The organism is Mycolicibacterium pallens (assembly GCF_019456675.1).
GTDB lineage: Bacteria > Actinomycetota > Actinomycetes > Mycobacteriales > Mycobacteriaceae > Mycobacterium > Mycobacterium crocinum.
In genome coordinates this window covers 5,458,920-5,481,857 of sequence record NZ_CP080333.1, presented here as the reverse complement: position 1 = coordinate 5,481,857, position 22,938 = coordinate 5,458,920, and the positions used below count along the sequence as shown (strand labels likewise).

Genomic DNA, 22,938 nt, shown 5'->3' with positions numbered 1-22,938 from the left:
CATGGACGAAAGGTCTGCTGCACGAGCAGCATCGCACGTCAGAGGAGCACCGTTGGCTGACTTCGTCGCCGCCATTGACCAGGGCACCACCAGCACCCGCTGCATGATCTTCGATCACAACGGTGCCGAGGTTGGCAGGCACCAGCTCGAGCACGAGCAGATCCTGCCGCAGTCCGGCTGGGTGGAGCACAACCCGGTGGAGATCTGGGAGCGCACGCAGACCGTGGTGGTCTCGGCGCTGAACAAGACGAACCTGAGTGTCGACGATTTGGCCGCATTGGGGATCACCAACCAGCGCGAGACCACGCTGGTGTGGAACCGCAAGACCGGACGGCCGTACCACAACGCGATCGTCTGGCAGGACACCCGCACCGACCGGATCGCGACCGCGCTGGAACGAGATGGCGCCGGTGACATCATCCGGCGCAAGGCGGGTCTGCCGCCGGCGACGTATTTCTCCGGCGGCAAGCTGAAGTGGATCCTGGAGAACGTCGACGGGGTGCGGGCCGACGCCGAGCGTGGCGACGCGCTGTTCGGTACGCCGGACACCTGGGTGCTGTGGAACCTGACCGGCGGAGCGCACGGTGGCGTGCACGTCACCGACGTCACCAATGCCAGCCGCACGATGCTGATGAACCTGGAGACCCTGGACTGGGACGACGAGCTGTTGTCGCTCTTCGGGATTCCGCGTGCGATGTTGCCCGAGATCCGGCCGTCGTCGTCACCGGAGCCGTACGGGGTGACGCTGTCCGGTGGACCGCTGGGCGGTGAGGTGCCGTTGACCGGCATCCTCGGCGATCAGCAGGCGGCGATGGTGGGGCAGGTCTGCCTGAGTCCGGGCGAGGCGAAGAACACCTACGGCACCGGCAACTTCCTGCTGCTCAACACCGGCGAGAAGATCGTGCGCAGCGACAACGGTCTGCTGACCACCGTGTGTTATCAGTTCGGGGATGCGAAACCCGTTTACGCCCTTGAGGGTTCGATCGCGGTCACGGGCTCGGCTGTGCAGTGGCTTCGCGATCAGCTCGGCATCATCAGCGGTGCTTCGCAGAGCGAGACCCTGGCCCGGCAGGTCGACGACAACGGCGGCGTGTACTTCGTGCCGGCGTTCTCGGGTCTGTTCGCGCCGTACTGGCGCTCGGATGCCCGCGGAGCGATCGTCGGCTTGTCCCGGTACAACTCCAACGCGCATGTGGCCCGGGCGACCCTGGAGGCGATCTGCTACCAGAGCCGCGATGTGGTGGACGCCATGGAAGCGGATTCCGGTGTGCACCTTGAGGTTTTGAAGGTCGACGGTGGTGTCACGCAGAACGAGCTGTGCATGCAGATCCAGGCCGATGTGCTCGGGGTGGATGTGGTGCGACCCGTGGTCGCCGAGACCACCGCGCTGGGCGCGGCGTATGCCGCCGGGTTGGCGGTCGGCTTCTGGTCCGATCCCGATGACCTGCGGGCGAATTGGCAGGAGGACCGGCGGTGGTCGCCGGCCTGGGACGACGACCAGCGGGAGGACGGCTACGCCGGATGGCGTAAAGCCGTGCAGCGCACGCTGGATTGGGTGGACGTCTCGTGAGTTGGGCGCGGTTTCCGGTGCTGTACACGCAGAAACCGCGCCCAACTCCAGGGGCTTACTCCGATTCGCCGAGGATCTGGTAGATCTCGCGGCGCGCATTGTTGACGATGTCGACGATGCGCTGCTGCTGTTCGGCGTTGGCGGCGAACGCCGCCTGGCGCACGGCGCCGAACAACTGGCCCACGGCGGCACGGATGTTCACCTGGCCGGGGTCGGCGCCTTCGGTGATCTCGTCCCACGGTGCGGTCTCGATCTTCTCGGCGGCCGCGCGGCCTTCGTCGGTCAGTTCGAACAGCTTCTTGCTGCCTTCGGATTCGCCGGAGACGATCAGTCCTTCGTCGACCAGCAACTGCAGGGTCGGGTAGACCGAGCCGGGGCTCGGCTTCCACAGATCCTGGCTGCGCTCGGCGATCTCCTGGATCATCTCGTAGCCGTGCATCGGCCGTTCCGCAAGCAACTTGAGGATTGCGGCACGCACGTCACCGCGGCGGCCGCGGCCGCGGCCATGACCGCGACGACCGCGGCCGCCGCCGCCGGGGCCGAACGGGAAGCCGGGACCGAAGTCCGGGCCGAAGCCGGGACCGAACCCGCCGCGCGGGCCGTCGTGGCGACCGGCGTGCTCGCGGAACTGCTCACGCAGCTGATCGCGGAGCTCGCGGCGGCCATGCCGGTCATGCCGGTCATGCCGGCGGCCACGCCCGGCGGGGGCAAAGCCGAAACCCGGACCGAAACCCGGACCGAAACCGGGACGGCCCATCTCAGGGCCTCCGAACTGGGGAAATGGGGTGTTCATAGAAGTTCTCGTTTCTGGTCAGGAAACGCCGAATGCGTTTCCGATACGTTGACGATATATCGGAAACTATCGCGATGCAACGGTTAGTTGGATCGGCGATCGATCTCCTCGACCACCCAGCGGGCCCACTCGGCCTCCATGGCCTCGATCCGCAGGCCGAATTCCAGGGCTGCGCGCCCGTAGAACCCGACGTCGCTGTCACCCCACTCCATGGAATCGCGCACCTGCTCATAGCGGGTGAGCTCGGCTTCGGCGTGCTCGGCGACCGACACCATGTAGGCCCGGGCCTGCTCGCGGGTCATCTCGCTCAGCAGGAACACCCGCAGCAGTTCGGCGCTGCGGTACGGCGGGTCGTCCTGCGGGTTGGTCATCCAACGCAGCAGGTCCTCGCGGCCGGCCTCGGTGACGCGGTACTCCTTGCGGCCACGCGGTCCGACGTCGGTGACCTCGATGAGGCCCGCGTTGGCCAGCTTGTTCAGCTCGCCATAGAGCTGACTCTGGGTGGCGGGCCAGACGTTGGCCATCGACACGTCGAAGCGTTTCAGCAGGTCGTACCCGCTGCCGGGCTGCTGGGCGAGCAGGCCGAGGGCCGCGTACCGAAGACTCACGCGACCATCGTAGAGCTCGACATGTCAATTGTGGACTATCTAACAGTTCACCATTGACATGTCATCAGTGGACTGTCACAGTTAGCGGCATGACGGACACCACCGCCGACTCAGCCAACTTGCCCGCCGAAGGGCAGTTCTTTCAGCGCGGCAACTACGCACCGGTGCCGGACGAACTCACCGAGACGCATCTGATCGTCGAGGGCGCCATCCCGCCCGAACTCGACGGTTGGTATCTGCGCAACGGCCCCAATCCGCGTGAGGCCAACAACCACTGGTTCACCGGCGACGGCATGATCCACGGTGTCCGCATCGAGGGCGGAGCGGCCAAGTGGTACCGCAACCGCTGGGTGCGCACCGACAGCTTCGTCGACCCCTTCCCGCTCTACCGCGAGGACGGGACGCGCGACCTGCGAGCCGCGGTCGCCAACACGCACGTCGTCAACCACGCAGGCAAGACGTTGGCGTTGGTGGAATCGTCCTTCCCCTACGAGATCACCAACGACCTGGAAACGGTGGGCTACTACGACTTTGGCGGCAAGCTGCAGAACTCGATGACGGCACACCCGAAGATCTGCCCCACCACCGGAGAACTGCATTTCTTCGGATACGGCAGCATCTTCGAGCCGTACGTGACGTATCACCGCGCCGACGCCAACGGCGAACTGACCATCAACCGGCCGCTGGATGTCAAGGCGCACACCATGATGCACGACTTCGCGCTGACCGCCGAGCACGTCATCTTCATGGATCTGCCGATCGTGTTCAACCTGGACGTCGCGATGCGCGGCGAGGGCGACATGCCGTACCGGTGGGACGACGACTACGGCGCCCGGCTGGGTGTGCTGCGCCGCGACGACCCGTTCGGTGAGATCCGTTGGTTCGACATCGATCCGTGCTACGTCTTCCACGTCGCCAACGCGCACGAGACTGCTGACGGGAAAGCCATTGCGCTGCAAGCAGTCCGCTATCCGGAACTGTGGCGAGACAACGGCGGGTTCGACGCCAACGCCGTGATGTGGAGCTGGACGCTCGACCTGCAGACCGGCACGGTCAGCGAGCGTCAGCTCGACGACCGCGCGGTGGAGTTCCCGCGGATCGACGACCGGCTGGCAGGCCTGCCGGCCCGCTACTCGGTATCGGTCGGCGACGCCAGCCTGGTGCGCCACGACCTGACCGACGGCAGCGCCGTCGAGCACCACTTCGGTTCCGGCATGGTGCCGGGCGGCCCTGGTGAAGCGGTCTTCGTCCCGTCGACATCGGGACCGGCCGACGAAAGCAACGGCTGGTACATCGGCTACGTCTACGACGCCGCGCGCGACGGGAGCGATCTGGTGATCCTGGACGCCTCCGACTTCGCGGGTAAGCCGGTCGCCCGCATCCAGCTGCCGCGCCGGGTTCCCTATGGCTTCCACGGCAACTGGATTCCCGCGTAGCGGTACTGCGCGCCCACCGGGCAGCGGCTGTTGGGAGCATGTACCGATGGGCGACTTCAGCGCGCTGCCGGGTACCGCGATCGTCGTCGGCGGCACCGGCGGCATCGGCGCCGAGATCGTCCGCATGCTGGCCGCGCGCGGCTCACGGGTGGGTTTCACCTACCGCGGTAATGCAAGCAAGGCAGCCGAACTCGCGGGCGACGGCGTCGAGGCTCAGCAGCTGGACATCACCGACGCCGCAGCCGTCCGCCGGGTCATCGACTCCTTCGCGCGCAACGGTGGCGTGCACACCGTTGTCCACGCCGCCGGCGCCCACGTGCCGATGCGACACCTCAGCACCGTCGACCCGCCCCGATTCAACGAGCAGCTGAACACCGATACCGCCGGCTTCTTCAACGTCGTTGCCGCCGCCGTGGGGTACCTTCGCGACTCGCGCGGCAGCCTGGTGGCCGTCACCACCGCCGCCACCCGGCGCTTCGCGGTCCGCGACGGATTGTCCGTCGCCCCGAAGGCGGCCATCGAAGCCCTGATCCGCGGTATCGCCGCCGAGGAGGGCCGGTTCGGGGTGCGTGCCAACTGTGTCGGCCCGGGGATGCTGGTCGACGGCAACGCCGAACGGCTGATCGCCGACGGCGACCTCGACGACAAGGCGCTCGATGCCGCCCGGCGCAACACACCGTTGGGGCGCTTCGGCAATGCCGTGGATATCGCCGAGGCGGTGTGCTTCCTGGCCTCGTCGCGCGCCGGGTTCATCACCGGCCAAAAGCTGGATGTGGACGGCGGTTACGGTGTCTGACCGACTTCAGGATGTCCAGGCGATCCGCGATGTGGTGGCCTGCTACTGCCGCGGCATCGACCGCCTCGACTTCGACCTGGTGCGCCGGGCCTATCACTCCGATGGCGTCGACCACCACACCGGGTTCGACGGCACCGTCGACGAATACATCTCCTGGGTGAGCAGGAGCCTCGACTATCTGGCGGGGACAATGCATTTCATCGGCAACCACCATGTCGACTTCGTCGGCGACGACATCGCAATCAGCGAGACGTATGTGATGGCAACGCATTGGGGCAAACCCGGCACCGACGAGCGAGCCAACTTCACCACCGGGGCCCGCTACGTCGACCTGATGAAACGCCGCGACGGCCGGTGGGCGATCGCCGAACGCTGGGCGGTGCGGGAGTGGACGCGGCCCGACGTGTTCGTCGCCCCCGAACAGCCCGGTCCGCGCGGCACCCGCAACGCTGACGATCCGCTGATCGTCCTGTTGAAACGCTTTGGCCTGTAGGCGGTGCGAGTACCCTCAGCACACCATGGCGGTGAAATGGCTGGACGATCCCGAAGCCCACGACTATGACGCGGCGGCCGATTATCTGAGCATGCTCGCCGAAGAGGACACCGTGCGAGCGACGGTGCAGGCGCTCGAGTCGGCGAAACCGGTGTACCGCAAAGCCAAAGACATTCTGCGAGCGGCGCGACTGACGGTCTTACCGGTCGACAATCCGCATGTGAAATCGGACCTGGCCAAGATCGAGGCGGGCAAGAAGCTGTCCCCGATACTGCTGGTGCGCGGCACCGCCGCTGATGCGATGCAGATCGCCGATGGCTACCACCGCGTGTGCGCGAGCTTCCTCACCGACGAGAACACCGCCATCCCGTGCCGCCTCGTGTCGTGGGTGCACACGACGTGAGTTTCGGCTTCTCCACTCTGGCGTTGATCGCGGTGATCGGCATGGCGGGGCCGGTGCTGGCGTCGGTGCCACGCCTGCGCATCCCGCTCGTCATCGGTGAGCTTGCGGTGGGATTGCTGGTCGGCAGAACCGGATTCGGCATCATCGATGCCGGCGATCCAACGTTCAGCTTGTTCGCCGACATCGGATTCGCGCTGGTGATGTTCGTGGTGGGCACCCATGTCCCGATCCGGGACGTCACGCTGCGCTCCTCGATCCCGGTCGCGGTGCTGCGGGCGGTGCTCGTCGGAGCCGTGGCGACCGCAGTGGCGATCGGGTTGGCCATGGCCTTCCACACCGGTCATGCCGCGGTGTATGCGGTGTTGATGGCGTCGTCGTCGGCGGCGCTGGCCCTGCCGGTCATTCATGCGCTTGGCATCGACGGCGCCTCGGTCAAGGCTGTCACCGCCCAGATCGCGATAGCCGACGCCACGTCGATTGTTCTGTTGCCCTTGGTGATCGACCCGGACCACGCACTCACCGCAGCTATCGGAGCCGTGGTGATCGCGCTGTGTGCCGCAGTCGTGTTCGTTGCGCTGTGGGGTTTCGACCGGCGCGGTCTGCGCAAGCGACTGCACCATTTCTCCGAGGACAACGAGTTCGCACTGGAATTACGGATCAGCCTGATCATCCTGTTCGCACTCGCCGCACTCGCGGTGGCCACGCACGTATCGATCATGCTGGCCGGCTTTGCGCTCGGTCTGGCGGTCAAAGCCGCAGGGGAGCCGCGGCGGCTTGCCAAGCAGCTGTTCGGTATCACCGAAGGCCTCTTCGGCCCGCTGTTCTTCGTCTGGCTCGGCGCCTCGTTGCAGGTGCGCGAACTCGGCGACCACCCGGGCTACATCTTGCTGGGCATCGGCCTGGGCGTCGGCGCGGTGCTCGCGCACTGCGTCGGCAGGCTCACCGGCCAGCCGCTGGCGCTGGCCGCGCTGGCCGCAGCGCAACTGGGAGTTCCCGTGGCCGCGGCGACCCTCGGCACCCAGAACCATCTGCTGTCCGCGGGCGAACCGTCGGCGTTGATGCTGGGCGCCCTGCTGACCGTCGCGGTGACCTCGATAGCCAGCGTGATCGCGGCCCGACGCAAGCCCGAACAGCCGACACCGCCGGCACCACCGCCGGCGTGATCCGGACGTGTGCCGGTCGCCCGGTTGGGGTAGCCGACGTCTATGACCGCATCGAACGCCACCGAGACTCACCCCGAGAAGGCGCCGCGAGCTCGACTGTGGATCAACTGGCTGCTGGCACTGTCGACCATCCTGGGCGCGGGGGCGGTGCAGTTGTTCGCCATGGGCGCGGTGATGGGCACCGCCGCATGCAGCAACCCCAACTGCCCGAAGCCAAGCGGCTTCGTCTACGGGCTACTCACCTACGGCGCACCGGTGGTCGCGGTGGCGGCCATCGTGATCACGATCTTCACCGCGAAGCATCCTCGCGGCTGGGTGGTACCGGTCGTCGCGTGGGTACTGATCGTTCTCGACGTCGCCATTCTCTCCGCTACCTTCTCCTAGCCCGGAAGGCCGCCGGGCTCAGCCCGTGAGCCCGTTTGAAGGCCGTGCTGAGGGCGAACGGTGTGCTGTAACCGACGTGACGAGCGACGGCGCCGACGGTGACGTCGGAGGACTCCAGCAGATCCGCGGCCAGGGCCAGACGCCATGAGGTGAGAAACGCGATCGGCGATTCCCCGACCAGCGCGGCGAACCGTCGCGCGAACGATGCGCGTGAACTACCCACCGCGCCAGCAAGGTTCGCCACTGTCCAGGGATGCGCCGGGCTGTTGTACATCAACCGAAGTGCCGGTCCCACAAGCGGATCGGACTCGGCGGCCCACCACGGCGGACCGCAGCCCGGCCGGCTGAACCAGGTACGCACGAAGTCCAGCAGCAGGAGATCGAGGAGCCGATCCAGGAAAGCTTCCTGACCCGGGCCGTCGTGCACCGCTTCGTCGGCGAGTGACTGGGGAAGTCCACTGTTCCAGTCGGCCGCCCGCAGGACCGCAACATCCGGCAGTGCGTCGAGCAGTCGTGCGCTCACTGCGCTGTGGCCTTCGTAGGCGCCGACGACCGCGCGCGTGCTGCCGGTCGCGCTGTTACCCCACGTCCGCACACCCAGTGCCATTGCGAATGTCAGGTCTTCGCCGGACAGCGTCGTGCACCTCTGGCCCGGGTGGATGACGACCTGCGGTGGCGTGGCGGCGCTATCGGCGAGCACGTAGTTTTCGGTACCGCGGGCCAGTGCGACGTCGCCGGCGTGCAGATGGACCGCTGCACCGTGGTCGGGGGACAGGACGGCGGTGCCGTCGGTCACGCAGATGAGGGTGAGCGGAGCTTCGTCCTGAATGCGCAGTGACCATGGCGGGTCGAGCGCCATCCGCAGCACAAAGGCACCATGCGCGCGCACCCCGTCGAGAAGTCCGACCAGAGCGTCCACGTCTGAAGCCTAGATGAGACGAAGGCGTATGCAGAGGCGACGTTCAACCATTTCGCGTCTCATCGGTGACGGCTCTACTTGGCCTATGCCGAACCCCGTGGTCACCCTGGCCACCGTTGCCGCAATCGCTGCCGCCGCGGTCGGTGGCCTGTTCTACGCGTTCTCCACCTTCGTGATGCGCGGTCTGGACCGGACCGGTCCGGACGCCGCGGCCACCGCGATGCGCGGTATCAATGCCGAGGCCCAGGCGAACGCGCCGTTTTTGATGCTGTTCTTGGGATCGGCGTTGGTTGCCCTCGTGGTGGGCATCGCCGCGCTGCGGCAGATCCGCCTTCCGGGTAGCGGCTGGCTGCTGGCCGGGGCGGTCCTGGCGTTGGTGCCTCTGGTTGTCACGGTCGCGGTCAACGTGCCGTTGAACGACCGCCTTGCCGCGTCATTGCCGTGGCAGGAGTACCACCGCATCTGGACGCTGTGGAACCACGTGCGAAGCGTTGCACCGCTGATCGGTTCGGCGTCGATGCTGATCGGTGTGCGGCTGCGCTAACTCGGCGGCACGAACCCATCGCTGCGGGGTGGCGGTCCAACGGGCCCGGGTGCCGGCGGCGGGCCGACCGGATACGGCGGCGGCCCCGGGGCATACGGCGGTGCCGGTTCGGGTGGGCGCAGCCGCACCAGCTCGCGGCGGTGCCGCTCGGCCAGCACGGCGGCCAGGACATAGTGCGCAGGCACGCCCGGTGGTGGCGGCGGAGAGATCCGGTTCGCCACGTCGATGGCGATGCGATAGGCCATCTCGTCGCGGACGCCGGGGGCCAATTCTGGTGCGCGAGCGAGGAATTGGCGGGCCAGTTCGGCCTGATCGGGACCGAGCGCCGAAAGCTCGAGCGAAGACGCCCACCACGCGAGTGCCGGCGGCATCACCGGCGGTGGCGGCAGCTTCGGCCCTCGTTCGCTGATCACAATGGTGCCGGCGAAGACATCCCCGATCCGCTTACCGCGCGGTGAGACCAGACTGCAGATCACCGCGGGGCCACCCATGAACATCCAGATCTCCACGAAACCGGCAAGCGCACGAAACAGCGCCTGGCGGAAGCGTTCTGGCCCGCCATCGTCGGACACCACCCGAAGGCCCATCGCGATCTTGCCGAGACTTCTTCCGCGCGTGGCTGTTTCGAAGACGACGGGGTAGCCGATCAGCGTCAGCAGCGTGAAGATGATCAGAACCGCGGCGGACAGCGCCTCATCGAACTGCGTGATCGTGGCCGCCCACAACAGCACACCGATGATGTAGCCGACCATGATGACCGCCAGGTCGATCAGCGCGCCGACGGCCCGCACCGGCAGCTGGGCGATCTGGACGTCGAGGACGACGGCGTCGCCGGTCACCACAGTCTCGGGCACCATAACGGTCCACGGTACTAGTGTCGGCCGGGTGGACGTCGACGCCTTCGTGCTGGCTCACCAGGAGACCTGGACCCGGCTCGAGCAGCTGGTCAAGCGGCGCCGTCGCCTCTCCGGGGCCGAGGTGGACGAACTCGTCGAGCTCTATCAGCGGGTCTCGACGCATCTGTCGATGGTGCGGTCGGCCTCGTCGGACTCGGTGTTGGTGGGCCGGCTGTCCAGCCTTGTCGCCCGGGCCCGCGCCGCTGTCACCGGTGCGCACGCTCCGATGTGGCATGAGTTCGCCCGGTTCTGGACGGTCTCGTTCCCGGTCGTGGCCTACCGCGCGTGGCGGTGGTGGCTGGCCACGGCCGTCGCGTTCTTCGCCGTTGCCGCCGTGATCGGGATCTGGGTGGGCGGCAGCCAGGAAGTGCAGTCGGCGCTGAGCACGCCGCAGGAGATCGAGCATCTGATCAACCACGACTTCGCCTTCTACTACAGCGAGAACCCGGCCGGCTCGTTCGCGCTGCGGGTGTGGGTGAACAACTCGTGGGTGGCCGCCCAATGCATCGCGTTCGCGATCCTGCTGGGCATCCCGATCCCGTGGGTGCTCTTCCAGAACGCGGCCAACCTCGGTGTGGTCGGCGGTCTGATGATCCACGCGGACAAGGCCGATGTGCTGTTCGGACTGCTCATCCCGCACGGTCTGCTGGAGCTGACGGCGGTCTTCCTGGCCGGTGCGGTGGGCATGCGACTGGGCTGGACGGTGATTTCCCCCGGCGACCGACCGCGCAGTCAGGCCTTGGCCGAACAGGGCCGCGCGGTGGTGGCCGCGGCCGTGGGGCTCGCCGGTGTGCTGCTGGTGTCCGGCTTGATCGAGGCGTTGGTGACGCCGGCCCCGCTGCCGACGTTCATCCGCATCGGCATCGGGGTGGCCGCCGAGGTCGGGTTCCTCGCGTACGTCATCTACTTCGGCCGCAAAGCCAGCCGCGCCGGGGAGACCGGTGATGTGCAGGACGCCCCCGATGTGGTTCCGACGGGCTGAACTACAGACGCCCGGTGGCCTTCATCCCCAGATAGCGGTCGGCCAACGCGGGTGCGAGATCGTCCGGCGCCGCGTCGACCACCTCGACGCCGCTGTGTCGTAACCGGCTGGCGATGCTGCGCCGGTCGTTGCGGGCCCGTTCGGCGGCCGCTGCGTCGTAGACCTGGGCGGCGTCGGCCCGGCCCGCGGCCAGTTCATCGACCCGGGGATCGGACACGGCGGCGGCGATCACCTGGTGTTTGGCCGACAGCTGCGGCAGCACCGGCAGCAGACCCTCCTCGAGGGCCGAGGAATTGAGGTCGGTCAGCAGCACCACCAACGCGCGGCGGCGCACCCGTCGCTGCACGGCGGCCACCATCGCGGTCGCGTCCGATTCGATCAGCGCCGGTTCGAGCGGCGCCATCGCCTCGACCAGGTGAGCCAGCAGCTCGGTCCGAGAAGCGCCGAAGACCGCGGCGCGGGTGAGCCGATCATGGGCGAGGAAGTCGACGTGGTCGCCGGCACGGGACGCCAGCGCGGCCAGCAACAGTGCGGCATCCATCGACCAGTCCAGCCGCGGCCAGCCGCCCGGGTCGCGCGCGGTGGGATCGACGCCGACGCGGCCGGCGGACGTACGGCCGGTGTCGAGGACGATCACCACGCGCCGGTCGCGTTCGGGCCGCCAGGTGCGGACCACCACGTCGGCGCGGCGGGCGGTGGCTCGCCAGTCGATCGAGCGGACGTCGTCGCCGACCACATACTCGCGCAGCGAGTCGAATTCGGTGCCCTGGCCGCGGATCAGCACCGGCAGCAGGCCATCGATCTCCCGCAGCCGCGCCAGCCGGGACGGCAAGTGTTTGCGCGACAGGAACGGCGGCAGGATGCGCACCTGGCCGGCGACTGGATGGGACCGCTGCCGGCCGGCCACGCCCAGTGGCCCGATCGATCGGACGGTGACGACCTCTGAGCGCAGATCACCACGGCGTACGGGTCGCAAAGTCGTTGTGACGGTGTCAGTTTCAGCGGCCCGCACCGACAGTCGATGTGAGCGGGGTTCAGCGAAGGCGCTGGGTGGCCAGGCGTCGCGCAGCGCACCACGGAAGCGGCGCGATCCGGTGTTGTGGACGTGGACGACGGCATCCACCGACTGCCCCAGCCGTGCCGAGGTGTCGGGCGCGCGGGTCAACCGCAGCGCCCGCGGACTTCCGGCCAGCATCACATCGCTGCCCACAACAGCCAGCAACACCACGAGAACGACAACGAATGTCGTTGCCGGCCAGGGGGACAGCGCGATTGGCAGCGTGCCCACAAGGGCGATCAGGCCGGCGCGCCCGGTGAGGATCACTAGCGCGGTACCGGCACCGCGGCCAGGATGCCGTCGAGCACGCCGTCGGGGGTGGCTCCTTCGAGTTCGGCTTCCGGGCGCAGCGCGATGCGGTGGCGCAGCGTCGGGCGGGCCATGGCCTTGACGTCGTCCGGCGTGACGTAACCGCGGCCGGACAGCCACGCCCAGGACCGTGCCGTACCCAATAGGGCGGTGGCACCGCGCGGTGAAACACCGAGCTGCAAAGACGGGGAATTCCTTGTCGCGTGGACGATGTCGACGATGTAGGCCAGAACTTCGTCGGCGATGAGCACCCGCTTCACCGCCTCGCGGCCGGCGGCCAGCTCGGCGGCGCCGGCCACCGGGCGGATGGTGCTCAGATCGCGCGGATCGAAACCGTTTGCGTGCCGCGACAGGATGGCGATCTCCTGATCGCGCGGCGGCAATGGAACGTTCAGCTTCAGCAGGAAGCGGTCCAGCTGGGCCTCGGGCAGTTGATAGGTGCCTTCGTACTCGATCGGGTTCTGGGTGGCGGCCACGATGAACGGATCCGGCAGCGGCCGTGCCTCACCGCTGACGCTGACCTGGCGTTCCTCCATCGCCTCCAGCAGCGCCGCTTGGGTTTTCGGTGGGGTGCGGTTGATCTCGTCGGCGAGCATGAGGTTGGTGAACACCGGTCCCTCATGGAACTCGAACGCCGCCGTCTTGGCGTCGTAGACCAGTGACCCGGTGACATCACCCGGCATCAGGTCGGGCGTGAACTGCACCCGCTTGAAGTCCAGTTGCAGTGCGGCGGATAGCGCACGCACCAGCAGCGTTTTCGCCACGCCCGGAACACCTTCCAACAGAACATGTCCGCGGCACAGCAGCGCGATCACCAGCCCGCTCACCACGGCGTCCTGACCGACGACGGCCTTGGCGAGTTCGCCGCGCAGGGCGAGCAGGGCGGAGCGGGCCGCGTCGTGCTCGGCGATTGGGGCGGGAGGTGGGGCGAAATTCGTCACGACGTCGTGACCTGCCTTTCGATGTCGTCGAGTGCGTGGGCCAGATGAAGCAGATCGGAATCGGTTGACGGCGGCGGTCCGAACAGCAGATGGTGCACAGCGTTCGGATCTCCGGCGCAACGCTGGGCGATGGCGGAGGTGACGGCGGCAGGAGAAGCGTTGGGACCCAAGCCGAGTCGCGGAGTCAGCCGCTGCAACGTCGCGATGCGCAGGGCTTCGGCGGCCTGGCCGCGGGCCCGGCGAGACCGGTAGAGCCGGGCCCGGCCCTCGACCGTCTCCGAGGCGCGCACGACCACCGGCAGCTTCTCGGCGACCAGCGGCCCCAGCCGTCGGCCCTGCCACACGGCCAGCAGCACCACGACCAGACACAGCTGCCACAGCAACCAGGTGACCGCATCGGGCATCAGGTCGGTCAGTGACGAGCCTGCCGCTGCGTCACCTTCGGGCTTCTGCGGTGCGTACCAGATCAGCCGCGGCTGCTCGCCGGCCAGGTTCATCGCGAGGGCCGCGTTGCCTTCGCGAAGCAATCCGCCGTTGGTCATGAAGTCCGCGCTGCCGACGACCGTGACGGTCCGGCCGCTGTCTTGATAGCGCACCAGGGCTCCGCCATAACAGCGGGTCACGTCGGCATCGCCGGCCTTCTCGTAGGTGTCGGTGGCACCCAGCTGCACGGTCCCGGCCCGATTCGCCTCGCGCAGATCGCAATCGGGCTCGGAGGTGAGCATGGTCGCGCTGTCGATGCGGATGCCCGCAGCCAGCGACTGCCGCACCCGCGAGGTGGGTTCCAGCAGAAGCCGGTCACCGGGGACAGCGGTCAGCCGGCTCAGCAGATCCTCACCACGGGTGTAGTACGTCTCGGCTGCCAGCAGCAGGGTGTCCGGCCGGGCGGCTCGCTCGACGTCGGCCACGGTGGAGGCGACGACGACGTCGACGCCGCGGTCGCGGAGCAGAGCGACCAGTGCGTGCGCGCCATCGGGCCCGGTCGAATCCGGATCCATGCGGCCACCCGGGCGTGGTGCGGTGAGGAAGGAGCTGACCGCGGCGATCACCGAGATGACGATCAGCGCCAGGGCAATCCAGCGTCCGGTACGCCATCGCTGGCCGACGGTGGTGCTCATCGCAGCGGGGCCCACGTGTCGGGGACGACGGTGGCATCCGCGTCGTGACCGGCCGGGGTGGCGTGGCGGCGCAGCGCCTCGTCCAGGTCGGCGACCATCCGGTAGTCGGATTCGCTGCCCGGCTGTTCGCCATAGGTGACATCGTTGAATACCGTTGCCGCCCGCCTCATCTCGCCGCCGAATGCCGGCAACAGCTCACCCGCGTCACGGGCGAGCTCGTTGGCGGTGCGACCGGGAACCGGATTGAGCAGACCGCTCTCCTCGAGGTGGCGGGCCACCGCGCGAAGCCGGTGCCGAATCGCCGCGGCCCAGTTGCCCTGCGCGGCATACGACTCCGCCGTGGCTCGATGCTCGGCGGCGCTGAGCTCCCGGGTGCCGAACAGTCCGGCGTCGGCGCCGCGGTTGGTCCGCATCGTGGTCCTGGCGATCCGCACCGCGACAACGAATGCGATCAGCACGACGATCGCCAGCACCGCGATGGTCAACCAGCCACCGGGGATCGACGACCCTTTGGCGATCACCCGGTACAGCAGCTCCTGCAGCCATTCACTGAGCCGGTCGGTCAACGACTCCTTGGGGTAGATCGGTTTGGCCAGCTCACGCTGGGCCGCGTCGTGGGCAGCATCCCGGTCGATGTCGATGGCAGGCATGGTGATCGGCGCGTCAACGCCCCGGTGCGAGCCACAGATTGTCGGCGGTTTCATTGTCGACGGCCGCGGCGCCGGTGGCGCTCTGCAGCGCCAGATCGAACGCCTCTGCGCGGATGCGGGTATCGGTGTAGAGCAGCACCGTCACGCCCGCGGTGAACGGCGCGGTGATGATCTGGGCGATCGCGCCCCCGATCGCCGCCAGAGTGGTCGCGAGGACGATCGATCCCGACGAGCTTCCGCCGATCAGAAACAGCTGCCCGGCAAGGCTGAACGGGACCGAGACCGCGCCGGCGATGACTCCGGCCACCACCGAGGCGAGCAGTCGGATGCCGAATACCCGCCAGAAATGATTGCGTACCAACCCAAATGAGCGACGGATCGACGCGACAATCGGCTTGCGCTCCAGCACGACAGCCACCGGCGCGAACGACAGGGACGTGTACAGATAAACCAGCGCAGCGATCAACGCGAGCACCAGCGGGATGCCGACGATCACCGCGGCGGTGCCGTTGGCCGCGACCGCGATGCCGGCGATGACCGCCACGACCACTCCGATCAGCAGCACTGCGGCGAGGACTTCCAGAGCGCTGAAGCCGATCAGTGCCCACAGTCGGCCGCGGAGCCGATGCCATGCCTCGCCGACGGTGATCTTGGCGCCGAACACCGCTCGGCCGACCACGACGGTGAGCATGCCGGCCAGCAGGATTCCGGCCAGCGCTGTGGTCACACCGCTGGCCACGCTGGACGCCGCGGAACCCACCAGTGCCGGTGTGGACAACTCCTCGCCGGTCTCGGAACCGACCTTGCCCATCGAGAGCAGCGGGCCCAGCTGCAGGATCAGTGCCAAGGCCTGGGTGACCACCACGACGACCGTCGTCAGGCCCAACGTGGCTTTCGGGTTGGCCCGGATGTAACCGACGGCGCCATTGAAGATGTCGCTGAGCGACAGCGGGCGCAGCGGGATGATGCCCGGCTTACGCGGGCCGGCCCAACCCGGCGGCGGATATCCCGGTGGGGGGTAGCCCGGAGGTCCGTAGCCGACCGGGGTGTAACCAGCCGGTGGGTAGCCAGGCGGCGGATACCCCGGCGGGCCGTACCCGGGTGGTGGGTATCCCGGCGGCCCATAACCCGGCGGTGGGTACCCCGACGGGGGATAGCCGGGCGGCGGGAATGGTGGTTGACCAGGCCATCCCGGCGGCGGTCCTGGCGGTCCGGCAGGCGGAGTCGTCACCGGCGAACGCCCCCGACGTCGTTGCTCATCAGCCCATCCTGTCGACCGTCGGGGTATTTCTCAACGTCCCGGCCATCCCGGGCGCGTAGCGTTTGCGCCATGGCGGAGCTCAAGGACCGGCTGAGATCGGACCTCACCGAAGCGATGAAGACCCAGGACAAGTTGCGCACCGCGACGTTGCGGCTGCTGCTCGCGGCGATCCAGACCGAGGAGGTCTCGGGCAAGCAGGCGCGGGATCTTTCCGACGAGGACGTGCTGAAGGTCCTCGCGAGGGAGTCCAAGAAGCGCAGCGAGTCCGCGGAGATCTACACCCAGAACGGCCGCGGTGAGCTCGCCGCCGAGGAGCACGCCGAGGCGCGGATCATCGACGAGTACCTACCGACACCGTTGACCGCCGCGGAGGTGGCCGACGTGGCCGATACCGCGATCGCGCAGGTGGCCGAAGAGATCGGGGAGCGACCGTCGGCAAGACAGATGGGCCTGGTGATGAAGGCCGCCACCGCGATCGCCGCGGGCAAGGCCGACGGATCGCGACTGTCTGCGGCAGTGAAGGCGCGCTTGTAGCCCGCGTTCGTTTCGGTATCTGACGTGGGGGTACCCGTCGCGCATGACGCGTTTCGGATACACCCTGATGACCGAACAGAGCGGGCCCAAAGAGCTTGTGCGCTACGCGGTTTCGGCCGAACAAGTGGGCTTCGACTTCGAGGTCTCCAGTGACCACTTCTCGCCTTGGCTGACCTCACAGGGCCACGCGCCCAACGCTTGGACCATGCTGGGCGCGGTCGCCCACGCGACGGAACGGGTCGACCTCTACACCTACGTGACATGCCCGACGATGCGTTACCACCCCGCCGTCGTCGCGCAACAGGCCGCGACCTTGCAGATTCTGGCCGACGGCAGATTCACGCTCGGGCTGGGTTCGGGTGAGAATCTCAACGAACACGTCGTCGGCAGGGGCTGGCCCACGATTCAGCGTCGCCAGGACATGCTCAAAGAGGCGATCGCGATCATCCGCGAGTTGTTGAGCGGTGAGCTCGTCGACTACAAGGGTGAGTATTTCCAGGTTGATTCGGCGCGGATCTGGGATGTTCCCGACGTGCCGGTCACCATCGGTGTCGCGGTCTCCGGCGAGCGCTCGCTGGAGGCTTTCGCCACCGCGAGCGACCACATGATCGCGGTCGAACCCGACGGCAAGCTCGTCGACGGCTGGCACGGCGCCCGTCAGGCCACCGGTCTGGCCGGCGGCGGCCGGGTGATCGGGCAGATCCCGGTGTGCTGGGATCCCGATCGTGACGCCGCGATCAAACGAGCGCACGAGCAGTTCCGCTGGTTCGGCGGTGGCTGGGATGTCAACGCCGACCTGCCGACCCCGGCCGGGTTCGCGGGCGCTACGCAGTACGTCACCGAAGAGGACGTCGCCGAAAGCATCCCCTGCGGACCGGATCTGGACGCCATCGTCGAAGCGGTCAGTGCCTACTGGGAGGCCGGGTTCACCGATATCGCACTGGTGCAGATCGGCGATGAGGGGCAGGACGAATTCCTGGCCAACGCCGCCGAGCCGCTGCTGGCCAAGCTGCGCGAGGCGGCCGACTGACAGCGTAATCCCTTGTTCTGCCGGGCGTTTGGCACCTAACCCGCGGGGTAACCGGGCCAGACCCAAACAAGTAGAAGGGGGACGGATGTTCATCCACAACAAAGACCTTCAATTCGAGGTGCGGGTCAATCAACCCGACCCGCGCTTCGCCACCCTGCTGCAAGAGCAATTCGGCGGTGCCAACGGCGAATTGAAAGCGGCGATGCAGTACTTCACCCAGGCATTCATCCTGCGCGGTAAGAACCCGAAGATGTACGACCTGTTCATGGACATCGCCACCGAGGAACTCAGCCACCTCGAGATGGTCGGATCGATGATCACCATGCTGCTCGACGGACTCAACGACGATCTCAAGCTGGCCAACGAAAAGTGTGACTGGATGCCGGCGATCGCCAGCAAGGATGGCCGCGAGTCGGTGATTCACGAGGTCGCGGTAAATCCGCTGTACTTCGCACTGACCGGCGGCGGCCCGGATGTCAGCAACTCGCAAGGCGTGCCATGGAGTGGCGCGTACGTGAACTCCAACGGGGACCCGTCAGTGGACCTTCGCAGCAACTTGGCCGCCGAATCGCGGGCCAAGATCGTCTACGAATACCTCAAGCAGTTCACCGACGATCCGGGCGTCCAGGACACGTTGACGTTCTTGATGACCCGCGAAGTGGCGCACTACCAGCAGTTCACCGCCGCGATCAACGAACTGCCGGTGAACTTCCCGCCGGGGCATCTCGCCGGCGACGAGCGTCTCCAGAACGTCGCGTTCAACATGTCGAACGGTGACGGCGATGTCCGGGGCCCGTGGAACCAGGGTCAGGGTCCGTGGCCGGACGGCATGGAGTGGGAGTACGTGTCCAACCCGACCGAGCAGTGGCTCGGCGGCGACGCAAGGAAGAACCAGGGCGAGCAGCGCAGCCCGGGCGGCACGCCGAACGTGGACAGCGAGAAGCCGTTCACGCATGAACAGCGAGTCGCTACAAGCTGATTCGTGAAAGGAGATAGCCGGCCTCGGTGATCCGGGGCCGGCTATGTTTTCGGGCAGGTCAGTGGCTCTGCGGATCCGGCGGGTTCTTGCTCGGGCGACCGGTCACGACGTCACGGGCATGGTCGACGACGGCCGCGGCGGTACCCATCGTCTGCTGAACCAGGGCGCTCGGCGGGGTGTCGGGATGCGGCCGGGTCGGCGCAATCTTCTTGGCGGTGGCCAACTTCTGGCCGAGCTGCTCGAGCTCAGCCTGACCGACAGCCGAGCGCAGCAGCGGCCACACCTGGTTCTGTTCGAAGGCGATGTGCTCCCGGCCGGCCTTGATGAACTCGGTCAGGGCTTCGTGGTAGTCGGCCTCCCCGGGATTGCCGTCCTCGAGGCGTTGCAGAAGCTTCTTGCCTTCCTGCTCTTGAGCGATCGCCTGGTCGGCCAGTTCGTCACCGTTGTCGAGGGCCTTGCGCACCAGCGGCCAGAACAACTGCTCCTCGATTGCCTCGTGCTGCGATTCGGCGATCACCAGGTTCGTCACCATGGTGTCCAGGCCACTCTGGGTTGAACCGGTGCCCTTCGGAGCACCGTCGAGAACCTCGAACATGCCCAGCACACTCTCGTGGTCGGCACGCAGAAAACTCAACGCATCCATTCATTTCCCCTCGTCATGGCGTCGTCGTGGCGTGATACCCCCCACCAAAGGGTTGAAACGGAGAGCCTCGGGTAATCCCGGCGTCATGACCGACCGGACCTCCGATGAGGAAGATCACGCCGACTACACCGACGACCACCAGGACGAACCGCGCGGCGGTCGGCCCGGGCCCGCGGACAAGGGCCGCGAGGGCGGGATGGCCACCCGTGAGGTTGCGCCGGACGTCGCCGACACTCCCGACCAGGAGCCGCCCGACTAGCCTTCGGCGTCGCGTCCTTCGCGGCTGTTGCGATACGCCGATTCGCGGAAATTGCGCAGCCATTCGGGCCACACCCGGACCTCGGGCGCGCTGTGGCGCACGGGGTCGAAGGCGACGTCATGCTCGGCTTGCTGGGCCAGCGGCACGACCTCGGTGAGCCGGAGAAGGGCCAGCGGCTCGAATTCGCCGTTGCCACAGGCCTGCTCGACGTCGAATTCCAGTCCGTCGCCGTTGATGTGCTCGTGGACCGCCTGCAGAGACAGGCCTGAGCCGCTGACGGGGGTGGTGAGCCGTGCCCGGATCCACCACAGGTCATCCTCGTAGCGCAGCGGCAGAAGGCTCGAGTACCAGGCCTCGGACCAAGACGTCACCGGCCGCAGTGCCACCCGGTTGGGCAGCAGGGCACTCGAACCGAAGCCTGCGGTCGCCAGTAGGACATCCTACGGGGTGGCAGCGAACGGGCTCGGCGGCATCCGCCAGGCCAGCCCGGCGGCGTCGGGCAACGAGCCCGGCGTGCCGACCGCCTTCGAGACGCGTCCCAAGATGGTTCCGGACTCCACCGGCAAACCCTCACCAGGAGGCGACATCCGCTCGATCGTGCCGTTGGCCAAGACCCCGACAGGATGAAAGAAGCGGCGCTGCCGGAGGGCTGCACCGGCAGCGATGGGCAGGGCTGCAAGATCGGAAACTTTCACACCGATCACCTTCCCGGTCAACGGTGCAGGCAAACACGTAGCGGGTTTAACGGTGTCGTAATTGGGCATTTATTTCGCAGCGCGGTGAGAAAACACGGCGCGACCGACTGTCGAAAGGCCAACGTTGACCATTCTTTATCCCGACCTTCAGAGTTCGGTTGCAGCTACCGCAGGCGTGTATGCGCCGCAACAAGATTCACAACTGCTTATTGAGGCGATGACTCTCACCGGCGCCGTCACGGGACGTCGTGTGGCTGACGTGTGCACCGGGAGTGGCGTCATCGCGATTGCCGCCGCACAACTGGGCGCCCGCAGCGTCACGGCTTTCGACATCTGTCCGAAGGCAGTTCAGTGCGCGACGGGAAATGCTGCCGACGCCGGCGTGGGTGTCGATGCGCGGCTGGGGACGTGGGGAGACGCGCTGGAAGCCGGCCCGTTCGACGTGGTCGTGTCCAATCCGCCTTACGTGCCAACAAGTCCCGACGCCCACCTGGAAGAGATTCCCGCGGATGTGGGCCCGGCGACGGCGTGGAACGCCGGTGTCGACGGCCGCCAGGTGCTGAATCCGCTGTGTGATTCGGCTGCTGACCTGCTGACCGGCAGCGGTACGATGCTGATCGTGCAGTCGGAGTTCTCGGACACCGAGCAGTCGTTGCGCCGGTTGCGCAGCGCTGGTCTCGACGCTGAAGTCATTCTCAGCCAGCTCATTCCGTTCGGTCCGGTGATGACCGCCCGGGCGGCATGGATGGAGCGCATCGGGATGCTGCCCGTGGGCCGACGAGAAGAGGAAATCGTGGTCATTCAAGCGGAAAAGCGTTGAGCGAGGACGAATCCCGGCTGGTCCGGATCGTCAACGGCGGCCCCATGATGGTTCAGGGGCCGGTGCGGATCGAAATGCCTGACGGAACCGTCGTCGAGTCCGACCGATTCATGGTCGCCATCTGTATGTGTAAGCGCAGCAAGACATATCCGCTGTGCGATACCAGTCACCGCCGCCGCAAGCGTGCCGGCGGCGGTGAGCCCTCAGCTCAGCGGCCGGCGTAGCGAGCTGCGCCCGCTAGTCCAGCACCGCATCAGGTGATCGGCCAGGCGATCCTCCACCATCAGGTGGGCTCTGATGCCGAAGACGACGTCTCGGTCCAGCGCCGGCTCCCGGCTCACCAGGTCCCCGACGACATCGGTGCGGACGACCTGCTCGTGCACGGCGTCGGCCTCGACATGCTCCCGGTAGAACCTCGCGCACGTCTCCGGGGCGCCCATGCGCTCCATCGCCTCGACGAGCCGGCGTGACCCCGGCGATGAGGTGATCTCGGTGGACGCGAAGTGTCCGATGGCCGCACCCCGGTGCTCGCGGTGCAGACCGAAGTACGACATCAGGTTCACCACCGCCAGCGACTCGGCGGGTACTGCGTCGATATAACCGAGATAGCTGGCGTCCAGGCCGGCGGCGACCATCAGATCGGCGAACAGCTGCTGGTGCACGTGATCGCTTCTGCCGCCGCCGAATTCGTCGAACTCGATGGCCACGAACGCTGCCTTGGCCAATCCGGTCAGCCGGGGGATGGCCCACGCATGGGGGTCACCCTCCTTGAGGTGATACAGCGAGCGATGCACGAAGTACTCCTGCATCTGCTCCCAGGTGCCGGTGCTGCGAAGGTAATAGGACGGCCCGGTGCCATTAGCCGGCTCGATGGTCAGCTTCTCCATCTCGGCGTCGGCGGTGTCCTCGGCGCTGATGTCGCCGACATCGCGCTGCACGGCGGCCAGAAACGCCTCTTCGAGTTGGGCCCGCAGATGCAGCAGTCCAGGGTTCCACTCCCAGCCGGGGTCGACGCCGGCGAAACCGCGGTAATGGAGTTCGTAGCAGACGTAGAGGGCGAGCTGGACGTCGATGCCGTAGGGATCGGAGTCGTGCAGGGACGAATCGATCCGCTGCAGATGATTGCGGGGCGCACGCTCGGTCAGAAGGTCGAGGACTGCCATGGACGCCGGGCCGCGGGCTTCGGGGAGGCGAGGTTCTACAACTATGGGAGCAAGCGTCACGCCCTGTCTATCCCCGGCCGCGGGCGGAGCTAAACCCCAATCGTCACTTTAGTTGCGCCTTTAGTTGCGCGAGCAAGCGGCGATCAGAGCATCCGGGTCGGTGACGCTGACCAGTAATGTGCGCAACGTCGTCGGGACACCGACCACCTTGGCCTGTACCGGCGGATCGATGGTCAGCTCAACAACGCCCTTCGACGAACCGTTGACCAGCCAGCGTCCCCGCCAGCCATGCACGCCCCAACCGAGGAACGGCCCCTTCGCCGGCTTGGCATCGGTGATGGAAGCCAAGGGAATGTCGGCCGAGAATCCCCAGCCCATCGACACATGCAGCGTGCCGGCAGCGACGGAAACGTCGCAGCGGCCGGGGCCGAGGCCCAGCGGGGTGGCCAGCGGGCGGTACCACCGATCGAAACTAACTTCCGTCATGGAGGG

General features: G+C 67.3%; 28 protein-coding genes and 1 pseudogene. 15 read left to right on the top strand and 14 right to left on the bottom strand.

Translation table 11 applies throughout. The features are described 5' to 3' along the window. The first annotated feature begins 1 nt into the window (after position 1). Complete coding sequence (glpK, locus tag K0O64_RS26805) at positions 2 to 1,570, top strand: glycerol kinase GlpK (protein ID WP_164520149.1); 1,569 nt, start codon at positions 2 to 4, stop codon at positions 1,568 to 1,570. Positions 1,571 to 1,625: 55 nt separating this feature from the next. Here glpK and K0O64_RS26800 read toward each other — a convergent pair whose 3' ends face one another. After that, positions 1,626 to 2,363, bottom strand: coding sequence for a PadR family transcriptional regulator (locus K0O64_RS26800; protein WP_220045845.1), 738 nt, complete (start codon positions 2,361 to 2,363; stop codon positions 1,626 to 1,628). Positions 2,364 to 2,446: 83 nt separating this feature from the next. Beyond that, the gene (locus K0O64_RS26795; RefSeq protein WP_071948840.1) at positions 2,447 to 2,971 is read right to left on the bottom strand and encodes a PadR family transcriptional regulator; all 525 of its coding nucleotides are present in this window, start codon (positions 2,969 to 2,971) and stop codon (positions 2,447 to 2,449) included. Between the two features lie 89 nt (positions 2,972 to 3,060). Here K0O64_RS26795 and K0O64_RS26790 point away from each other — a divergent pair, with 89 nt between their 5' ends. From K0O64_RS26790 to K0O64_RS26765, 6 genes are read left to right on the top strand one after another with little or no spacing between them, the layout of a single operon-like run. After that, complete coding sequence (locus K0O64_RS26790; protein WP_220045844.1) at positions 3,061 to 4,407, top strand: carotenoid oxygenase family protein; 1,347 nt, start codon at positions 3,061 to 3,063, stop codon at positions 4,405 to 4,407. Between the two features lie 46 nt (positions 4,408 to 4,453). Further along, positions 4,454 to 5,203 (top strand): SDR family NAD(P)-dependent oxidoreductase, encoded by a 750-nt coding sequence (locus K0O64_RS26785; protein WP_096312434.1) that lies wholly within the window; start codon positions 4,454 to 4,456, stop codon positions 5,201 to 5,203. Beyond that, positions 5,178 to 5,696 carry a nuclear transport factor 2 family protein gene (locus K0O64_RS26780; protein ID WP_220045843.1) on the top strand — a complete coding sequence of 173 codons (519 nt, stop codon included), beginning with the start codon at positions 5,178 to 5,180 and terminating at the stop codon, positions 5,694 to 5,696. Before K0O64_RS26785 ends, K0O64_RS26780 begins: the two co-directional genes overlap by 26 nt. 25 nt (positions 5,697 to 5,721) lie before the next feature. Next, a complete protein-coding gene (locus K0O64_RS26775; protein ID WP_096312432.1) occupies positions 5,722 to 6,099 on the top strand; it encodes a hypothetical protein in 378 nt (125 codons plus the stop codon). Between the two features lie 41 nt (positions 6,100 to 6,140). Beyond that, positions 6,141 to 7,262, top strand: coding sequence for a cation:proton antiporter (locus K0O64_RS26770; RefSeq protein ID WP_220046539.1), 1,122 nt, complete (start codon positions 6,141 to 6,143; stop codon positions 7,260 to 7,262). Between the two features lie 42 nt (positions 7,263 to 7,304). After that, on the top strand, positions 7,305 to 7,646 hold the full coding sequence (locus K0O64_RS26765; protein ID WP_225933549.1) for a hypothetical protein: 342 nt from the start codon (positions 7,305 to 7,307) through the stop codon (positions 7,644 to 7,646). Here the strand turns inward: K0O64_RS26765 and K0O64_RS26760 are convergent. Continuing rightward, positions 7,633 to 8,565, bottom strand: coding sequence for an AraC family transcriptional regulator (locus K0O64_RS26760; RefSeq protein ID WP_220045842.1), 933 nt, complete (start codon positions 8,563 to 8,565; stop codon positions 7,633 to 7,635). The two genes, K0O64_RS26765 and K0O64_RS26760, sit on opposite strands and share 14 nt — an antisense overlap. 85 nt (positions 8,566 to 8,650) lie before the next feature. Here K0O64_RS26760 and K0O64_RS26755 point away from each other — a divergent pair, with 85 nt between their 5' ends. Next, positions 8,651 to 9,109 carry an anthrone oxygenase family protein gene (locus tag K0O64_RS26755; RefSeq protein ID WP_220045841.1) on the top strand — a complete coding sequence of 153 codons (459 nt, stop codon included), beginning with the start codon at positions 8,651 to 8,653 and terminating at the stop codon, positions 9,107 to 9,109. Here the strand turns inward: K0O64_RS26755 and K0O64_RS26750 are convergent. Further along, positions 9,106 to 9,966: an RDD family protein gene (locus K0O64_RS26750; protein WP_071948848.1), complete on the bottom strand. Its 861-nt coding sequence runs from the start codon at positions 9,964 to 9,966 to the stop codon at positions 9,106 to 9,108. The two genes, K0O64_RS26755 and K0O64_RS26750, sit on opposite strands and share 4 nt — an antisense overlap. Before the next feature lie 28 nt (positions 9,967 to 9,994). Between K0O64_RS26750 and K0O64_RS26745 the strand changes: the two genes are divergently transcribed. After that, positions 9,995 to 10,987, top strand: a complete 993-nt coding sequence (locus K0O64_RS26745) for a stage II sporulation protein M (RefSeq protein ID WP_220045840.1) — start codon at positions 9,995 to 9,997, stop codon at positions 10,985 to 10,987. 1 nt (position 10,988) lies between these two features. Here the strand turns inward: K0O64_RS26745 and K0O64_RS26740 are convergent, their stop codons facing one another. From K0O64_RS26740 to K0O64_RS26720, 5 genes and pseudogenes are all read right to left on the bottom strand, one after another. After that, complete coding sequence (locus K0O64_RS26740) at positions 10,989 to 12,311, bottom strand: DUF58 domain-containing protein (protein WP_220045839.1); 1,323 nt, start codon at positions 12,309 to 12,311, stop codon at positions 10,989 to 10,991. Continuing rightward, positions 12,311 to 13,294: an AAA family ATPase gene (locus tag K0O64_RS26735; RefSeq protein ID WP_071948851.1), complete on the bottom strand. Its 984-nt coding sequence runs from the start codon at positions 13,292 to 13,294 to the stop codon at positions 12,311 to 12,313. Before K0O64_RS26735 ends, K0O64_RS26740 begins: the two co-directional genes overlap by 1 nt. Next, positions 13,291 to 14,412: a DUF4350 domain-containing protein gene (locus K0O64_RS26730; protein ID WP_220045838.1), complete on the bottom strand. Its 1,122-nt coding sequence runs from the start codon at positions 14,410 to 14,412 to the stop codon at positions 13,291 to 13,293. Before K0O64_RS26730 ends, K0O64_RS26735 begins: the two co-directional genes overlap by 4 nt. Then, entirely contained in the window at positions 14,409 to 15,062 is a 654-nt protein-coding gene (locus tag K0O64_RS26725; protein ID WP_220045837.1) for a DUF4129 domain-containing protein, read from the bottom strand. Before K0O64_RS26725 ends, K0O64_RS26730 begins: the two co-directional genes overlap by 4 nt. A gap of 13 nt (positions 15,063 to 15,075) precedes the next feature. Beyond that, a pseudogene (locus tag K0O64_RS26720) lies at positions 15,076 to 16,394 on the bottom strand (DUF7847 domain-containing protein). Here K0O64_RS26720 and K0O64_RS26715 point away from each other — a divergent pair. From K0O64_RS26715 to K0O64_RS26705, 3 genes are all read left to right on the top strand, one after another. Next, the gene (locus K0O64_RS26715) at positions 16,393 to 16,857 is read left to right on the top strand and encodes a GatB/YqeY domain-containing protein (RefSeq protein WP_071948853.1); all 465 of its coding nucleotides are present in this window, start codon (positions 16,393 to 16,395) and stop codon (positions 16,855 to 16,857) included. The pseudogene K0O64_RS26720 and the gene K0O64_RS26715 sit on opposite strands and share 2 nt — an antisense overlap. A gap of 43 nt (positions 16,858 to 16,900) precedes the next feature. Further along, positions 16,901 to 17,887, top strand: a complete 987-nt coding sequence (locus K0O64_RS26710; protein ID WP_220045836.1) for an LLM class F420-dependent oxidoreductase — start codon at positions 16,901 to 16,903, stop codon at positions 17,885 to 17,887. Between the two features lie 85 nt (positions 17,888 to 17,972). Continuing rightward, positions 17,973 to 18,866, top strand: a complete 894-nt coding sequence (locus tag K0O64_RS26705; RefSeq protein ID WP_220045835.1) for a manganese catalase family protein — start codon at positions 17,973 to 17,975, stop codon at positions 18,864 to 18,866. 58 nt (positions 18,867 to 18,924) lie between these two features. Here the strand turns inward: K0O64_RS26705 and K0O64_RS26700 are convergent, their stop codons facing one another. Further along, complete coding sequence (locus K0O64_RS26700; protein ID WP_096312422.1) at positions 18,925 to 19,509, bottom strand: hemerythrin domain-containing protein; 585 nt, start codon at positions 19,507 to 19,509, stop codon at positions 18,925 to 18,927. Positions 19,510 to 19,594: 85 nt separating this feature from the next. Here K0O64_RS26700 and K0O64_RS26695 point away from each other — a divergent pair, with 85 nt between their 5' ends. After that, entirely contained in the window at positions 19,595 to 19,768 is a 174-nt protein-coding gene (locus tag K0O64_RS26695) for a hypothetical protein (RefSeq protein ID WP_164520148.1), read from the top strand. On the opposite strand, the gene K0O64_RS30410 is transcribed toward K0O64_RS26695, so the two are convergent. Both K0O64_RS30410 and K0O64_RS30405 read right to left on the bottom strand, forming a co-directional pair. After that, a complete protein-coding gene (locus K0O64_RS30410) occupies positions 19,765 to 20,139 on the bottom strand; it encodes a hypothetical protein (protein ID WP_425574773.1) in 375 nt (124 codons plus the stop codon). The two genes, K0O64_RS26695 and K0O64_RS30410, sit on opposite strands and share 4 nt — an antisense overlap. A 69-nt stretch (positions 20,140 to 20,208) precedes the next feature. Beyond that, positions 20,209 to 20,463 (bottom strand): hypothetical protein, encoded by a 255-nt coding sequence (locus K0O64_RS30405; protein WP_425574772.1) that lies wholly within the window; start codon positions 20,461 to 20,463, stop codon positions 20,209 to 20,211. Positions 20,464 to 20,587: 124 nt separating this feature from the next. On the opposite strand from K0O64_RS30405, the gene K0O64_RS26685 reads away from it, so the two are divergent. Then, entirely contained in the window at positions 20,588 to 21,283 is a 696-nt protein-coding gene (locus K0O64_RS26685; protein ID WP_071948857.1) for a HemK2/MTQ2 family protein methyltransferase, read from the top strand. Between the two features lie 44 nt (positions 21,284 to 21,327). Continuing rightward, a complete protein-coding gene (locus tag K0O64_RS26680) occupies positions 21,328 to 21,507 on the top strand; it encodes a CDGSH iron-sulfur domain-containing protein (protein WP_425574774.1) in 180 nt (59 codons plus the stop codon). On the opposite strand, the gene K0O64_RS26675 is transcribed toward K0O64_RS26680, so the two are convergent. Together K0O64_RS26675 and K0O64_RS26670 are read right to left on the bottom strand one after the other, a co-directional pair. Beyond that, positions 21,487 to 22,506 (bottom strand): iron-containing redox enzyme family protein, encoded by a 1,020-nt coding sequence (locus tag K0O64_RS26675; protein ID WP_096312420.1) that lies wholly within the window; start codon positions 22,504 to 22,506, stop codon positions 21,487 to 21,489. The genes K0O64_RS26680 and K0O64_RS26675 overlap by 21 nt on opposite strands. A 60-nt stretch (positions 22,507 to 22,566) precedes the next feature. Further along, positions 22,567 to 22,932 (bottom strand): hypothetical protein, encoded by a 366-nt coding sequence (locus tag K0O64_RS26670; protein ID WP_071948860.1) that lies wholly within the window; start codon positions 22,930 to 22,932, stop codon positions 22,567 to 22,569. Positions 22,933 to 22,938: the final 6 nt, after the last annotated feature.

What these genes read in the sequence shown, in the direction of transcription:
- K0O64_RS26710 (WP_220045836.1), top strand. Translation starts at nt 16,901, where the DNA reads ATGACGCGTTTCGGATACACCCTGATGACCGAACAGAGCGGGCCCAAA.
- K0O64_RS26765 (WP_225933549.1), top strand. Translation starts at nt 7,305, where the DNA reads ATGACCGCATCGAACGCCACCGAGACTCACCCCGAGAAGGCGCCGCGA.
- glpK (WP_164520149.1), top strand. Translation starts at nt 2, where the DNA reads ATGGACGAAAGGTCTGCTGCACGAGCAGCATCGCACGTCAGAGGAGCA.
- K0O64_RS26715 (WP_071948853.1), top strand. Translation starts at nt 16,393, where the DNA reads ATGGCGGAGCTCAAGGACCGGCTGAGATCGGACCTCACCGAAGCGATG.
- K0O64_RS26750 (WP_071948848.1), bottom strand. Translation starts at nt 9,966, where the DNA reads ATGGTGCCCGAGACTGTGGTGACCGGCGACGCCGTCGTCCTCGACGTC.
- K0O64_RS26700 (WP_096312422.1), bottom strand. Translation starts at nt 19,509, where the DNA reads ATGGATGCGTTGAGTTTTCTGCGTGCCGACCACGAGAGTGTGCTGGGC.
- K0O64_RS26800 (WP_220045845.1), bottom strand. Translation starts at nt 2,363, where the DNA reads ATGAACACCCCATTTCCCCAGTTCGGAGGCCCTGAGATGGGCCGTCCC.
- K0O64_RS26705 (WP_220045835.1), top strand. Translation starts at nt 17,973, where the DNA reads ATGTTCATCCACAACAAAGACCTTCAATTCGAGGTGCGGGTCAATCAA.
- K0O64_RS26670 (WP_071948860.1), bottom strand. Translation starts at nt 22,932, where the DNA reads ATGACGGAAGTTAGTTTCGATCGGTGGTACCGCCCGCTGGCCACCCCG.
- K0O64_RS26730 (WP_220045838.1), bottom strand. Translation starts at nt 14,412, where the DNA reads ATGAGCACCACCGTCGGCCAGCGATGGCGTACCGGACGCTGGATTGCC.
- K0O64_RS26770 (WP_220046539.1), top strand. Translation starts at nt 6,141, where the DNA reads ATGGCGGGGCCGGTGCTGGCGTCGGTGCCACGCCTGCGCATCCCGCTC.
- K0O64_RS26785 (WP_096312434.1), top strand. Translation starts at nt 4,454, where the DNA reads ATGGGCGACTTCAGCGCGCTGCCGGGTACCGCGATCGTCGTCGGCGGC.
- K0O64_RS26680 (WP_425574774.1), top strand. Translation starts at nt 21,328, where the DNA reads ATGATGGTTCAGGGGCCGGTGCGGATCGAAATGCCTGACGGAACCGTC.
- K0O64_RS26775 (WP_096312432.1), top strand. Translation starts at nt 5,722, where the DNA reads ATGGCGGTGAAATGGCTGGACGATCCCGAAGCCCACGACTATGACGCG.
- K0O64_RS26725 (WP_220045837.1), bottom strand. Translation starts at nt 15,062, where the DNA reads ATGCCTGCCATCGACATCGACCGGGATGCTGCCCACGACGCGGCCCAG.
- K0O64_RS26755 (WP_220045841.1), top strand. Translation starts at nt 8,651, where the DNA reads ATGCCGAACCCCGTGGTCACCCTGGCCACCGTTGCCGCAATCGCTGCC.
- K0O64_RS26780 (WP_220045843.1), top strand. Translation starts at nt 5,178, where the DNA reads ATGTGGACGGCGGTTACGGTGTCTGACCGACTTCAGGATGTCCAGGCG.
- K0O64_RS26695 (WP_164520148.1), top strand. Translation starts at nt 19,595, where the DNA reads ATGACCGACCGGACCTCCGATGAGGAAGATCACGCCGACTACACCGAC.
- K0O64_RS26790 (WP_220045844.1), top strand. Translation starts at nt 3,061, where the DNA reads ATGACGGACACCACCGCCGACTCAGCCAACTTGCCCGCCGAAGGGCAG.